This is a genomic window from Streptomyces sp. WAC04114, assembly GCF_019733245.1.
Taxonomy (GTDB): Bacteria; Actinomycetota; Actinomycetes; order Streptomycetales; family Streptomycetaceae; genus Streptomyces; species Streptomyces massasporeus_A.
Genome location: NZ_JAIGQA010000203.1, coordinates 1 through 13,530, shown reverse-complemented (window position 1 = coordinate 13,530; position 13,530 = coordinate 1). Strand labels below are relative to the sequence as shown.

General features: G+C 72.4%; 15 protein-coding genes. 7 read left to right on the top strand and 8 right to left on the bottom strand.

The genetic code is table 11. The features are described 5' to 3' along the window. Positions 1-207 precede the first annotated feature (207 nt). Together K4G64_RS33970 and K4G64_RS33965 are read right to left on the bottom strand one after the other, a co-directional pair. Entirely contained in the window at positions 208-642 is a 435-nt protein-coding gene (locus tag K4G64_RS33970; RefSeq protein ID WP_221759758.1) for a hypothetical protein, read from the bottom strand. Next, positions 639-1,355, bottom strand: coding sequence for an ATP-binding protein (locus K4G64_RS33965; RefSeq protein WP_260461349.1), 717 nt, complete (start codon positions 1,353-1,355; stop codon positions 639-641). The genes K4G64_RS33970 and K4G64_RS33965 overlap by 4 nt, the downstream gene beginning before the upstream one ends. A gap of 216 nt (positions 1,356-1,571) precedes the next feature. Between K4G64_RS33965 and K4G64_RS33960 the strand changes: the two genes are divergently transcribed. From K4G64_RS33960 to K4G64_RS33950, 3 genes are all read left to right on the top strand, one after another. Then, on the top strand, positions 1,572-2,432 hold the full coding sequence (locus K4G64_RS33960) for a helix-turn-helix transcriptional regulator (protein ID WP_221759756.1): 861 nt from the start codon (positions 1,572-1,574) through the stop codon (positions 2,430-2,432). Then, positions 2,433-2,687, top strand: a complete 255-nt coding sequence (locus tag K4G64_RS33955; RefSeq protein ID WP_030852880.1) for a DUF397 domain-containing protein — start codon at positions 2,433-2,435, stop codon at positions 2,685-2,687. A gap of 77 nt (positions 2,688-2,764) precedes the next feature. Next, positions 2,765-3,577, top strand: coding sequence for an SAM-dependent methyltransferase (locus K4G64_RS33950; protein WP_221759755.1), 813 nt, complete (start codon positions 2,765-2,767; stop codon positions 3,575-3,577). Between the two features lie 36 nt (positions 3,578-3,613). On the opposite strand, the gene K4G64_RS33945 is transcribed toward K4G64_RS33950, so the two are convergent. After that, positions 3,614-5,026 (bottom strand): PLP-dependent aminotransferase family protein, encoded by a 1,413-nt coding sequence (locus tag K4G64_RS33945; RefSeq protein WP_221759754.1) that lies wholly within the window; start codon positions 5,024-5,026, stop codon positions 3,614-3,616. 47 nt (positions 5,027-5,073) lie between these two features. Here K4G64_RS33945 and K4G64_RS33940 point away from each other — a divergent pair, with 47 nt between their 5' ends. Further along, the gene (locus K4G64_RS33940; RefSeq protein ID WP_221759753.1) at positions 5,074-5,559 is read left to right on the top strand and encodes a carboxymuconolactone decarboxylase family protein; all 486 of its coding nucleotides are present in this window, start codon (positions 5,074-5,076) and stop codon (positions 5,557-5,559) included. Between the two features lie 28 nt (positions 5,560-5,587). On the opposite strand, the gene K4G64_RS33935 is transcribed toward K4G64_RS33940, so the two are convergent. The 3 genes from K4G64_RS33935 to K4G64_RS33925 all read right to left on the bottom strand — a co-directional run bounded on the left by K4G64_RS33935 (position 5,588) and on the right by K4G64_RS33925 (position 8,744). Continuing rightward, the gene (locus K4G64_RS33935; protein ID WP_221759752.1) at positions 5,588-7,078 is read right to left on the bottom strand and encodes a glutamate synthase subunit beta; all 1,491 of its coding nucleotides are present in this window, start codon (positions 7,076-7,078) and stop codon (positions 5,588-5,590) included. Positions 7,079-7,391: 313 nt separating this feature from the next. Further along, positions 7,392-7,871, bottom strand: coding sequence for a DUF1772 domain-containing protein (locus tag K4G64_RS33930; RefSeq protein WP_221759751.1), 480 nt, complete (start codon positions 7,869-7,871; stop codon positions 7,392-7,394). A gap of 174 nt (positions 7,872-8,045) precedes the next feature. Then, on the bottom strand, positions 8,046-8,744 hold the full coding sequence (locus K4G64_RS33925; protein WP_221759750.1) for a DUF2293 domain-containing protein: 699 nt from the start codon (positions 8,742-8,744) through the stop codon (positions 8,046-8,048). Positions 8,745-8,867: 123 nt separating this feature from the next. On the opposite strand from K4G64_RS33925, the gene K4G64_RS33920 reads away from it, so the two are divergent. Further along, the gene (locus K4G64_RS33920; RefSeq protein ID WP_221759749.1) at positions 8,868-9,509 is read left to right on the top strand and encodes a uridine kinase; all 642 of its coding nucleotides are present in this window, start codon (positions 8,868-8,870) and stop codon (positions 9,507-9,509) included. Between the two features lie 125 nt (positions 9,510-9,634). Then, positions 9,635-10,063 (top strand): CBS domain-containing protein, encoded by a 429-nt coding sequence (locus tag K4G64_RS33915; RefSeq protein WP_221759748.1) that lies wholly within the window; start codon positions 9,635-9,637, stop codon positions 10,061-10,063. A 205-nt stretch (positions 10,064-10,268) separates the two neighbouring features. On the opposite strand, the gene K4G64_RS33910 is transcribed toward K4G64_RS33915, so the two are convergent. Then, positions 10,269-11,396 carry a magnesium and cobalt transport protein CorA gene (locus K4G64_RS33910; protein WP_221759747.1) on the bottom strand — a complete coding sequence of 376 codons (1,128 nt, stop codon included), beginning with the start codon at positions 11,394-11,396 and terminating at the stop codon, positions 10,269-10,271. 333 nt (positions 11,397-11,729) lie between these two features. Between K4G64_RS33910 and K4G64_RS33905 the strand changes: the two genes are divergently transcribed. After that, the gene (locus K4G64_RS33905; protein ID WP_221759746.1) at positions 11,730-12,521 is read left to right on the top strand and encodes a methyltransferase; all 792 of its coding nucleotides are present in this window, start codon (positions 11,730-11,732) and stop codon (positions 12,519-12,521) included. Positions 12,522-12,558: 37 nt separating this feature from the next. On the opposite strand, the gene K4G64_RS33900 is transcribed toward K4G64_RS33905, so the two are convergent. Next, a complete protein-coding gene (locus K4G64_RS33900) occupies positions 12,559-13,494 on the bottom strand; it encodes a carbohydrate kinase family protein (RefSeq protein ID WP_221759759.1) in 936 nt (311 codons plus the stop codon). Positions 13,495-13,530 lie beyond the last annotated feature (36 nt).

Here is a 13,530-nt window from a genome sequence, read left to right as displayed (position 1 = left end):
GCGGGGGGCGGTCCCGGTCTCTGCGGGGCCGGTCGGTCGTTCAGGGACGGGTGCGGAATTCTGCGGCGCGACAGCCGCTCGCGCGAGGGCCGGTCGAATGGGGGCGGTCGTGGCACGGCCGGTCGTGCAGAGGCCGGTGGCGTGAGGGCGGGTGCGTGAGGGCCGGTCGTGCCAAGGCCGGTGGCGTGAGGGCCGGCCGTGTGCCGCCTACGCGCTGACCGGGCGTGACCAGGACGGGGCCGTTCCCGTCACGCGGCACAGTGCCAGGTAGAGGGGGATCGGCGGGGTGTACGGAAGTGTGCCGTCCGGGCGGTGGATCAGTTCGGGGATCTCCGGCAGGTCCGGGACGATCGCGCCGGTGACGTACCGCGCCGGGGCGGGCCATTCCAGGGCGTGGTCGGAATCGGCCGGCACCAGCCACCACCAGTGCGCGTCGTCGGCGTAGACGCAGCCCACCCGGGGCAGCCGCGGCATGACGAGCGGGCCGACGCGGGCGGAGACGGCGATCGCGTCGCAGCCGAGCGGGGCGGTCATGCCGTCGGGGACGGGCAGTCGCAGGGCGGGGCCCGGCGTGTGCAGTCCGCGCCGGACGCGCACCAGCGTGTCCAGGTTCAGCACGCGGCCTCCCCGCACCGGGCTCATGCGTGCCTCCGCTCTCGGTGGTGCTTCTGCGGGGGAACCTCCGGGGCGCCGCGCAGGTGCCGCGCCTGATGGGTTTCGGTCCCGTCGTCCGGGTCGTCGGACGGACCCCGCTTGGGGCGGGCGCCCCAGCCCAGGTCGCTCCGGGGCCCGGCCGGACAGTCCGCGGCGCCGGGGGCGTCAGAGGCGTCCGGGGTGTCCGCCGTGTGTGGCAGCTCGGCCCAGACCAGCAGCCCGGGGCCGTTCTCATGGGCACCCCAGGAATGACAGAGGGCGTCGACGAGGAGCAGTCCCCTCCCGTGCTCCTCCTCGGGCCTTGTCCGGCTGGCGGCGTGGGGCTGGCCGGGGGCGCAGCCCTCGTCGCGCACGGCTATCCGCACCAGGTCGTCGCCGTCGAGCAGCTCGCACGCTATGTGGGTGCTCGCCGTGTGCACGATGGCGTTGGTGACCAGTTCGGAGACCACCAGGGCCGCGCTGTCGCACGTGTCCTCGCACACCGACCAGCCCGTCAGCCGGGCCCGCGTCAGACGTCTGGCTTGAGCGGGGGAACCCGGATGTGCGGCCAGCTCGAAACGGAACCGGCGCTCGGCAGCGGCCCCGAGGGGGGTCTCTCCCGTAGCGGCGCCAAGCCCGGGAGGGCTTGCGGCGGCGTCTGTTCCTAAGGGCGCGGACGGAATCACGCTTGCCACTATCGCCCCGCCGTGAACACTTGGCAAGTGTCACTCTGAAAATTGCAGAGTGCCGTGTGACGGTCTGGAAGGCCGTGGCACACTGCTCGCAACAGCACCCCGCGCGGCGCCAGTTGAGATCGTCGAAGATTCGTTCGAAACGCTTGTTCGGATCAGTTCTTCGAAAGGGTCCTCGAATGGCGCCGCCGGGCTGTCAGCGTTCTTTTCCGGCCGGCTCGTCAGAACTCTTCGTGGAGGTGGAGCGTGAGTGAACCGCGGTCCGCACCGACGGTCGGTCAGGTCGTGCTCGGCCGACGCCTGCTGGACCTGAGGGAACGCGCGGGGATGCGGCGCGAGGAGGCCGCACGCATCCTGCGCGTCGCCCCCGCCACCGTCCGGCGCATGGAGATGGCCGAGGTCGCGCTCAAAATCCCCTATCTGCAACTGCTCCTCAAGGCCTACGGAACCTCCGACGAGGAAGCCGAAGCCTTCGTCCAGCTGGCCGAGGACGCCAACAAGCCCGGCTGGTGGCAGCGTTTCCACGACATCCTGCCCGGCTGGTTCTCGATGTACGTCAGCCTCGAGGGCGCTGCCAGTGTCATCCGCAGCTACGAGCCCCATTTCGTCCCCGGGCTGCTGCAGACCGAGGACTACGCGCGCGGAGTGCTCCGGTCGGGCGCCATCGGCCAGACCCGGCCCGAGGACATCGAGCGCCATGTCGCCCTGCGCATGCAGCGCCAGGCCCTGCTCACCCGTGAGGACGCGCCCCGGCTCTGGGTCGTGATGGACGAGACCGCGCTGCGGCGCCCGGCCGGTGGCCCGGAGGTGATGCGCGCCCAGATCGACAAACTGCTCGACGCCACGAAGCTCCCCAACGTGACGTTGCAGATCGCCCCGTTCGCGGGCGGGCCGCACCCGGGCACGTACGGACCGTTCGTGCTGTTCCGATTCGCCATGCCCGAACTGCCGGACATGGTCTACAGCGAGTACCTGACCGGCGCGGTCTATCTCGACGCGCGCACCGAGGTGGCGACCCACCTCGAGGTCATGGACCGCATGGCGGCGCAGGCCGCTACGGCACATCGCACGAAGGAGATCCTCCGGGATCTCCGCAAGGAGCTGTGAATGGATCGCATCAAGCCGCGCAAACACGTCTACAACGGCATGCCGGCGCGTGACTTGGGCAGCGAAGGCTGGCACAAGCCGTGGAGCGGTGGAAACGGAGGCAACTGTCTGGAGGCGATGAAGCTCGCCGACGGCCGGATCGCCCTGAGGCAGTCCACCGACCCGGACGGGCCGGCGCTGATCTACACCACCGACGAGATGACCGCCTTCATCGAAGGAGCCAAGGCGGGGGAGGCGGACTTCCTGCTGTCCTGACGTGATTGCCGTTTTGTTGTTCGACTTCCTTGATTCGGTGCTGAATTGACCACCCTGTGTGCCTTACGGAGAACCTCATGACCGGGCAGGACCCCATGTCGGCCGTCCAGATCGACACGACCAGACCCCATCCCGCGCGGATGTACGACTGGTACCTCGGCGGAAAGGACAATTACCCGGTCGACGAGGAGATGGGCCGGCAGATGCTCACCCTCGACCCCCGGGTGCCGGTGATGGCACGGGTCAACCGCGCGTTCATGCACCGGACCACACGCTGGCTGGCCCGCAACGGCGTACGGCAGTTCCTGGACATCGGCACCGGCATACCGACCGAGCCCAATCTGCACCAGGTCGCCCAGGAGACCGCCCCCGGAGCCCGGGTCGTCTACTGCGACAACGACCCCATCGTCCTGGCACACGCGGCGGCGCTGCTGCGCGGCTCGGACGAGGGCGCGACCGAGTACCTCCAGGCCGACGTGCGCGACCCGGACGCCATCCTGGAGGGCGCGAGGAAGGTCCTGGACTTCACCCGGCCCGTCGCACTGTCGCTCATCGCGCTGCTGCACTTCGTCTCCGACGAGGACGGCGCCCACGACCTGGTCCGCCGGCTGCTCGCCGAACTGCCCTCCGGCAGCTACCTGGTGATGACCCACGCCACCGCCGACTTCACCCCGGAGGAGTCGAAGGCGGCCACCGAGAAGATGCGCGCCGCGGGTGTCACCCTGGCCCTGCGCTCCCGCGAGGAGTTCAGCCGCTTCTTCGACGGCCTCGACCTCGTCGAGCCCGGCGTCCAGGTGCCGCACCACTGGCATCCCGAGCTGGGCGAGCCCGTGCCCGGCCAGGACGACGGGGTGATCCCGGGCTACGGGGCGGTCGGGCGCAAGGCCTAGGCCCCTCCGGGTCCTCCGGGTTCCGCCTCGGGCCGGTCACGGCGGCGGCAGTGCACCGCACAGCGCCTCCAGGGCCGGCCCGTAGGCGTGCTCGGAGGGCGTCGCGTACCCGACCACGAGACCGTCGTCCGCCGGCATGTCCGTCTCCGGGTGCCGGAACGCGGCGAGGCCGTCGAGGGCGATGCCCTGCCAGGCGGCGGCCTTGACCGCGGAGGCCTCGGTGCCGGGCGGCAGCCGCAGCACCGCGTGCAGCCCGGCCGCCACGCCGGTCACCTCGACGTGCGGCGCGCGCTCGGCCAGTGCCGCGACGAGCCGGTCCCGGCGGCCGCGGTACCGCTGCCGCATCCGGCGCACGTGCCGGTCGTACGATCCCGAGACGATGAAGTCCGCCAGGCTCAGCTGGTCGAGGACGCTCGCCCACGCCTCGCGCTCGCCCTTGGCGGCCAGGACGGCGTCGACGTACCGCTCGGGGAGCACCATCCAGCCCAGCCGCACCGCCGGCGACAGGCTCTTGCTGACCGAGCCGATGTGGATGACGCGCTCAGGGTCCAGTCCCTGGACGGCGCCGACCGGCTTGCGGTCGTAGCGGAACTCCCCGTCGTAGTCGTCCTCCAGGACCAGCCCGTCCCGCGTGCCCGCCCAGTCGATCAGGGCGGCCCGGCGCCCGGGGTGCAGCGGTCCGCCGGTGGGGAACTGGTGCGCCGGTGTGAGCAGCACCGCCCGCTCGCGCCCCAGTCGGTCGACCCGCGCCCCGTGTTCGTCGAGGGGGAGCGGCACGGTCCGCACACCGGCGGCGGCCAGGACCTCCCGGTGGAACCCGAGTCCGTACGCCTCCACCGCCAAGGGTCCGCGCAGGACGCCGCCTCCGAACAGCAGCCGCAGTGCGTGCGCGAAACCGGAGCAGATCACGATCAGGTCCGGTGCGGTCCGCACGCCACGCGCGCGTGCCAGGTACTCCGTGAGTGCCTCCCGCAGTTCCCGCCGGCCGGCCGGGTCGCCCGGGCCGAAGACCTCGTTGGGCGCCTGCTGGAGGGCCCGCCGGTAGGAGGCCAGCCAGGCGGTGCGCGGGAACGCCGAGACGTCCGGCGTGCCCTGCATCAGGTCGTGCCGGGGGCCACGCGCGCGTGCGGGCGCCTTCTTGGGCACGCGGCGGGCGGGCCGCAGCGGCTCGGCCCGCTCTGCGACCCTGGTCCCCGAGCCCTGCCGGGCCGTGAGCCAGCCCTCGGCGACCAGCTCCGCGTACGCGTCCGCCACCGTGTTGCGGGCCACGCCGAGGTCCGCCGCGAGCGAGCGGTACGGCGGCAGCCGCGTGCCCGGAGCGAGCCGCCCGCCGCGCACGGCCTCGCGCAGCGCCCGGATCAGCGCCGCCCGTCCGCCGCCCGGCCCGGTCAGCTCCAGATGCAGGTCGGACCCGATCCGCTCCGCCGAATTGACCCACGAATCAGCCATGGAAATGCACCCTACAGTGGGTCTTTCCGGCCCGTAGGTTGATGGGCATGACGACGAACACGAGCGCGAACAGCACCCAGGTGACGACGACCCGGCTGGACTTCGGCAGGTCCGCCCCGAAGGCCTTCCGGGCCCTCATCGCCTTCGACGCCGCCGCCCGCGAGGGCCTCGACCCCGCCCTGGTCGAACTGATCCAGATCCGCTCCTCGCACCTCAACCACTGCGCCTACTGCCTCCACATGCACACGGGCGACGCCCGAAAGGCCGGCGAGAGCGAGGACCGGCTGCACATGGTCGCGGTGTGGCGCGAGGCCCGCCACTTCTTCACCGAACGGGAGCAGGCGGCCCTCGCCCTCACCGACGCCATGACCCGCGTCGCCGACGCCGGCGTCCCCGACGACGTCTACGCGCGGGCCGCTTCGCAGTTCGACGAGCGGGAACTGGCCCAGGTCATCGCCCTGATCTGCACGATCAACACCTGGAACCGGGTGGCGCTGTCGACGGGGAAGGTGGCGGGGACGGACCAGCGGTGACCTCAAGAGGGAGTCCCGCCTCAGGGCGCTACACCGCCATGGGCCGGTCGTGCGGCCCGATCGGGGCCGGCAGCCTCGAACTGCCCGTCAGATGACGGTCGACGGCCGCCGCCACCGCCCGCCCCTCGGCGATCGCCCACACGATGAGCGACTGCCCCCGGGCCGCGTCGCCCGCGGCGAACACCCCGGGCACGTTCGTGGCGAAACCGGAGTCCCGCGCGATCGTCCCGCGGGGCTCCATCTCCAGCCCCAGCTGGTCGACGAGCCCGTCCTCCCGGTCGGGCCCGGAGAAGCCGAGGGCGAGCAGCACGAGGTCCACGGGGAGCGTCCGCCCGGTGCCCTCCACCGGGCGGCGCCGCGCGTCCACCTCGGTCAGGTGCAGCGACCGCACATGCCCCTGCGGATCACCGTCGAAGCGCAGCGTGGACGCCGCGAACAGCCGCGCGTCCGCGTCGGCGACCGGGGCGGTCCGCAGGTCACGGGCCTCTTCATGGGCCGCGGACAGCCGGTAGAGCCGCATCGGGTACGTCGGCCAGGGCTCGGTGTCCTCGTCGCGCACCGCGTCCGGCAGCGCGTAGATGTCCAGCTGGGTCACGGACGCGGCGCCCTCCCGGACGGCCGTGCCCAGACAGTCCGCCCCGGTGTCGCCGCCGCCCACGATGACGACGTGCTTCCCGGCGGCCGACAGCGGAGAGGTCTCCAGATCACCCTCACGAACCCGGTTGGACAGCGGGAGGTACTCCATCGCCTGGTGAATGCCCGTCAGCTCCCGCCCCGGCACCGGAAGTTCACGCCATGCCGTCGCCCCGGTGGCGAGCACCACGGCGTCGTAGCGGGTGCGCAGCTCGTCGGCCCCGATGTCCCGACCGACCGCCGTCGACGTCCGGAACTTCGTCCCCTCGGCCCGCATCTGCTCCAGCCGCCGCTCCAGGTGGCGCTTCTCCATCTTGAACTCGGGGATGCCGTACCTCATCAGCCCGCCGGGCCGGTCGTCCCGTTCGTACACGGCGACCGTGTGCCCGGCCCGTGTCAGCTGCTGGGCCGCGGCCAGTCCGGTGGGGCCCGAACCGATCACCGCCACCGTCTTGCCGGACAGCCGTTCCGGAGGCCTCGGCGGTGTGAAGCCCTCCTCCCAGGCCCGGTCGGCGATCGCGCACTCGACGTTCTTGATGGTGACGGCCGGCTGGTTGATCGCCAGCACGCATCCCGCCTCGCACGGCGCCGGGCACAACCTGCCGGTGAACTCCGGGAAGTTGTTCGTGGCGTGCAGCCGGTCGGCGGCCGCCCGCCAGTCCTCCCTGGACACCAGGTCGTTCCACTCGGGGATGAGGTTGCCCAGCGGGCAGGCGTCGTGGCAGAAGGGGATGCCGCAGTCCATGCAACGGTCGGCCTGCTTGCTGATGATCGGCAGCAGCGCCCCGGGGACGTAGACCTCGTCCCAGTCCCGCGCCCGTTCCTCCACCGGCCGGCGTGGCCAGTCCTGGCGAGGCGTGGTCATGAAACCCTTGGGATCGGCCATGGCCGTCTTCCTTGCGTGCGCGTGTGGCAGGCCCTGCGTCTTCGGGCGGCGCTCTTGTCGGTCGTGGTGCGGCACTCGTGCGGCCGCGTCCTCTTGTGCGTGGTGCGGCGGTCTTTTCGCCACGATACGTCCGCCTCCGGGCCGGTGCCTGTCGCCGCGTGGCGCGGCCGTCAGGCGAACACCGGCGCGTACGGCTGCGCGGCCTTCAGGGAAGCGCCGGCGCGTTCGACTGGGCGGCCTTCGGGCGAGCGCCGGCACGTACGACTGGGCGGCAGTCGGGCGAGCGTCTGTATATACGGCTGGGTGGCCGCCCTCAGGTGAGCGCCAGCACGTACGACAGCGCCGCCCCGGCCGAGGCCGCCGTGCGGACGTGGTTCCACAGCGTCCACTCGCGCACATACACCGGCCAGTACGCCGCCGCCTCCGGGGTGCCCGGCTCCAGCTCGGCCAGCGCGTCGTTGCGCGGGACGTTCGCGACCATGGTCAGCCCGAAGGACCCGAACAGATACAGCGCGCTGCCCACCAGCAGCGCCACGGTCCCCTCGTCCGGCCACAGCACGAACGTCACCACGGCGATCACCGCGCACAGCACCGCCGACCCCAGGAACACGATCATGAACGGCAACGTCACCGCGGCCACGTTGATCGCCTTCATCGCGGCCACCCCCTGCGCGGGCGGCAGCATGCCGAGGCCCCGCATCACGAAGGTCGAGAAGGCGCAGAACACCCCGGCCACCAGTCCGGTCCCGAGCACACCCAGCACCGTCAGCACGAAGTACGGTCCGTCGATCATGTCCCTCTCCCGCCCGTCGAGCCGGGATCCTGCCCGGCGCCCTTCCTCACCACAAGTGAAATCGCGTACGAGCACGGTGACCATGGCCGAGGGGCGCGGGGCCATAAGCAGACGTCCACCGTCCACCGAACGGCTCTCCCGGCGGCCCTCCGGTCACTTCGCCGGATCCCTACGTCACCCCGCCGAACCGAGCCCCGCCTCGCTCCAGCCCCGCAGCACCGTCGCCACCGCCGCCGTGATCCGCCGCCGCGCCTCGTGTCGGGGAACGCCGCTCATCAGCAGCCGGTCGTACGGCGTGTCCAGATGCCGTACGGACGCCACGACCGCGGCGGTCACCGCGTCCTCGGACAGCGCACGCCCCGCCGCGCTGCGGCCCACCCGCCCGCTGCCCCGCTCCGAGGCGTGCAGGGCGATGGCCCGTGCCCGGTCGGCCGGGCACCCGGGAAACAACCGGCGTATCTCCGTCGCGAACGCCTGGGCGAACAGAGCGTCCTGAGCCACCCGCCGCCGCGCGTCCCGCACCCGGCGCCGTCGTCTGGCCTCGGCGTCCGCCAGGCACCGCAGCTCGGCCCGCGCGAGCGCCTCCTCCTCGACCAGGACGCCTTGCCGCTCGTACCGGCTCTTGCGCCGGTTGAACCGCACGACCACCGCCGACAGCGCGCTCTCCTCCCTGGACCTGCGGGTCAGCGCCGTGTCGCCGCTCGGCAGGAACACCAGATGCCCGAGGTCGGCGCAGTCGAGGCAGCGCGGGGCGCCGTCCTCGAGGATCAGCAGCGGCAGCGGCCCTCGCCGGCACTCGGCGCAGTACCGCCGCTTGAGGGGTTGGAAGACGATAAGTCCGGTGAGGGGCGGGAGCGTCACACGGCGGGCCATACATGGTTCATTCCCCCTGACAGGGGAGCGAACTACGCACTTCACGACAGACCCCGGCGCCCCTGCCGCCGCTCCGGGGAGGCGGCCGCGGGTGGACCCCCTCCCGCCCGGGCCTGACGCATCATGGGCCGTGTGCGACTCGAAGCGATCACCTGGGAACGACTCGGCGACCAGCTCGCCGAACGCCTGCTCGATCTGAAGCCCGCCGACGGCAGCCCCTGGCCGCGCATCGCCTTCGACGGCGCCCCGGCGGCCCGCCCGGGCGACCTTGCCCACCGGGTCTCCGAGGCGCTGCGCGTACGCGGCCGCTCCTCGCTCGTCGTCGGCACGGAGGGCTTCTGGCGCCCCGCCTCCGTACGGCTGGAGTACGGCCACCAGGACGTCGAGTCCTACTACAGCGGCTGGTACGACACCGGCGCCCTGTGGCGCGAGGTGTTCGGCCCGCTGGAAGCCGACGGCACCGGTCGCGTTCTGCCCGACCTGTGGGACCCGGCCGCCGACCGCGCCACCCGCAGCTCCTACGTCGAACTTCCGCCCGGGGGTGTGCTGTTGCTGCACGGGCCCTTCCTCCTCAAGCACTGGTTCCCCTTCGATCTGAGCGTTCACGTCCTCCTCTCCCAGGGCGCCCTGCGCCGCCGCACCCCCGAGGCCGAGCACTGGACCCTTCCGGCCTTCGAGCGCTATGCGCAGGAGACGGACCCGGTGGCGACGGCGGACGTCCTGGTGCGGGCCGACGATCCGCGTCATCCGGCGTGGGGCGGCTGAAGCGGGCCCGGGTTCGCCGCCCGGCTTCCGCGTGCGGGCATCCGGTGGCACGGCGAAAATGAAGGGCGCCGGGACTCGCGGTGCGTCCCGCTCCGCGCCGGCCGTCCGGCACCGGGAGGAACTCCATGACCACCGCCGGAGACATCATGCACCGCGGCGCCCAGTGGATCCCCGCCCACGAAACCCTCGACCGCGCCGCCCAGCTCATGCGCGAGCTGAACGTCGGCGCCCTGCCCATCAGCGACGAGAACGAGCGGCTCTGCGGCATCCTCACCGACCGCGACATCGTGGTCGGCTGCGTCGCCATGGGCCACGACCCCGCGAGGATCACCGCGGGCGAGATGGCCAAGGGCACGCCCCGCTGGATCGACGCGGACGCCGATGTCGGCGAAGTGCTCCAGGAGATGCGGGAGCACCAGATCCGCCGGCTGCCCGTGATCAAGGACAAGCGCCTCGTCGGCATGATCAGCGAAGCCGACCTGGCCCGGCATCTCGCGAAGGACCAGATCGCCTCCTGGGCGGAGAGCGTCTACGCCACGACCGCGATGCACTGACCTCGCGGGTCACTCCGCCCGACGCCACCCGTGCGGGGCACTCCGCCGACGCCACCGGTTCCGTGCGGGGCACGCCGCCGACGCCACCGGCTTCGTGCGGGGTGCCGCCCACGCTGACCGGCTTCGTGCGGGGTGCCGTCCGCGGTTACCGGTTCCGTGCGGGGCGCCGCCCGCGCCCACGGCTTCATGCCGGGCGCCGCCCGCGTCAGAGCCAGCCGCTGCGCCGGAACCCCCGGTACAGCGCGAGACACGCGACCGATATCACGCCGATGACCATGCCGTAGCCGTACCGCCAGTGCAGCTCCGGCATGTGGTCGAAGTTCATGCCGTAGACCCCGCAGACCATCGTCGGCACGGCGACGATCGCGGCCCAGGCCGTGATCTTCCGCATGTCCTCGTTCTGCGCGACCGTGACCTGTGCGAGGTGCGCCTGGAGGATGGAGTTGAGCAGTTCGTCGAAGGCGGCGATCTGCTCCTTCGCCCGCAGAAGGTGGTCCGAGACGTCACGGAAGTACGCCTGTATCTCCGGGTCGACCGCCCGGATCGGCCGGGTGGCGAGATCCTCGAGCGGCCGGCTGAGCGGCACCACCGCCCGCTTCAGCTCGAGCAGTTCACGCTTCAGCTGGTAGATGCGCCCCGGGTCGGCCCGCGCGCCGGTCTCCGAGAACACGACGGTCTCGACCTGGTCGATGTCCGCCTGCACCGCGTCCGTGACCGTGAGGTAGTCGTCGACCACGTGGTCCGCGAGCGCGTGCAGCACCGCCGAGGGGCCCTTGGCGAGCTGGCTGGGATCGGACTCCAACTCCTCGCGCAGCGGGCCCAGTGAGCCGTGCCGGCCGTGCCGCACCGTGATCACGAAGTCCGCGCCGACGAACACCATGATCTCGCCGGTGTTCACCACCTCGCTGGTGGCCGTCAGCTCCTCGTGCTCGACGTAGCAGACCGTCTTGAAGACCGCGAAGAGCGTCTCGCCGTAGCGCTCCAGCTTGGGACGCTGATGGGCCTCGATCGCGTCCTCGACGGCCAGCGGGTGCAGGTCGAAGAGCTCGGCGATGCCGGCGAATTCCTGGTCGGTGGGCTCGTGCAGACCGAGCCAGACGAAGCCCTCCCTGCTCTTGCGCACCCGCTCCACGGTGTCCACCAGATCGCCGCGCTCGGGGGTGCGGACGCCCTCCCGGTACGTCACGCAGTTCACCACCGAGGAGCCCAGCGGGGACCGGGCCGGGTGACTCAGGTCGACGCGTGGGCGCCGCCTGGCCAGCCGAGCCACCTTGCGGAGACCGCCGACCCCGCCGAGGCTCGTGACCTTCCGCAGATTCCCTGCCATGGACATCCGGATCTCCTTGCGTGGAACCCACCGCGCCGTTCCTGTGCTGTGGCGCGCCAGTCTGCCAGGCCTGCGTGAGCTGCGGGTAAGCCTGTGGATACGGCCCATTCCGCTTGGTTCCCGGCTGTGGACGAACCACGGCGCCGATGCCGTGGCCCTGCCACATCGACGCATGCCCGCGCCGGACGGTTCTCAGTACGGACACATCCGATCTCAGTACGCGAGCCTCCGGTCTCAGTACGGGACGCATCCGATCTCAGTACGGACGCTTACGACGCGCTCCTCCGTGCCGGAGCGTCGACCCGTACGGATAAGTCGGACAACTGGGATGATCGTGGCATGACGCGAACCGACGGGTACCTCCTGGACAACCGGCAGACCGAGGCAGCGGAGCACTTCAGCGCTTTCGCCGCTCTCTTCGACCCCACGACGTTCCGGCACCTCGAAGCGCTCGGCGTCGGATCCGGCTGGCGATGCTGGGAGGTCGGCGCCGGCACCACCGTGGTGTCCTGGCTGGCCAAGAAGGTCGGCCCGACCGGCCGCGTCGTCGCGACCGACACCGACACCGCACGGCTCGCCGCCGCCGCCCGGCCACCCGTCGAGGTGCGGATCCACGACCTCGGCGGGCAGGAGCCGCCGGGGGAGGGCTTCGACCTGGTGCACGCCCGCCTCGCCCTCGTCCACGTCACCGACCGCGAACGGGCGTTGCGGTCCATGGTCAAGGCTCTGCGCCCCGGAGGCCGGCTCCTCGTCGAGGACGCCGACCCCGCGCTCCAGCCGCTCCTCTGCCCCGACGAGCACGGCCCCGCGCAGCAGCTCGCGAACCGGCTGCGGCACGGCTTCCGCAGACTGCTCGCCGATCGCGGGACCGACCTGCCGTGCGGCCGCACCCTGCCGCGGCTGCTCCGGGACGCCGGGCTGACCCGGGTCCACGCAGACGCCTACTTCCCCCTTGCCTCGCCGGCCTGCGCGGCTCTGGAGTCGGTCACGATCCGTCAGATCCGGGACCAGCTCGTCACCGCGGGCCTGGCCACGGACCAGGACATCGACCGGCACCTCGAGAACGTCACGTCGGGCGCGCTCGATCTGACGACGGCACCGATGATCTCGGCGTGGGGGCGCAAGCAGTAGTCGGTGGCGGTCGGTGCCTCGAGGTCGGCCGGGCCGGTCAGCCCGGCCCGGGTGGTCTGCCGCCCACCCGTTCCACCGCGCGCGCACCCGCCCGGCACCCCTCCGCCGCGGCGTCCCGCGGCCCGGCGCCCGCCAGCAGGGCGGCGAGGAACGCGCCGGTGAAGGCGTCACCGGCGCCGGTGGTGTCCCGCGCAGTCGCCGGTACGGCCGGGACACGGGCGCGTACCTTCCCCGAGCGGGCCACGAGCGCCCCCTGGTGGCCTTGCTTGGCGACGACCAACGGCACACGCCGGCTCAGCTCGGCCGCCGCCTCGGCCCCGTCGGCCAGCCCGGTCAGCAGGCACGCCTCGTCCCGGCTGGGCAGCAGGACGTCCACGCCCTCGACGAGGGAAAGGAACCGCTCCGCTCCCAGCTCCGCGAGGAATCCGGCCGATGCCGGGTCCAGACTCACCGGCACTCCACGCGCGCGTGCGGCCTTCAGCGCCACACCCACCAGGTCCCGGCTCGGCTCGGAGAACAGGAGGTAGCCCGACAGATGCAGCCGGGCCACGCCGTCGAGCAGCGCGTCCGACCAGTCGGCGGGCCCGAGCCGCAAGGCCGCGCCGCTGTCGGTGAGGAACGTCCGCTCCGCGGAGGCGCCCCCGTCGACCATGCAGATCACCGTGCCGGTCGGCGCGAGCGGGTCGACGACGAGCTGGGGACGCACTCCCTGGGCGACCAGTTCCCGCTCGTGCCAGGCTGCCGCGTCCGCCCCGACGCACCCGAGCAGCCGCACGTCCGCCGCGCCCCGGTGCGCCGCCCAGCACGCCACATTGGCGCCCGCCCCGCCCGCCACCGTCCGGATCGAGGCAGCCGTGTCCGTACCGGCCGCGAGCGGTCCTCGGTGCCGCGCGACGACGTCGGTGATGACGTCCCCGACGACCAGCAGCCCGCCGGCCGCCGCCGAACGCGTGCCCACCGTCGAGTCGCCCACCGTCGAGCCGCCGGTCGCCGAGCCCCTGCCCCGGGC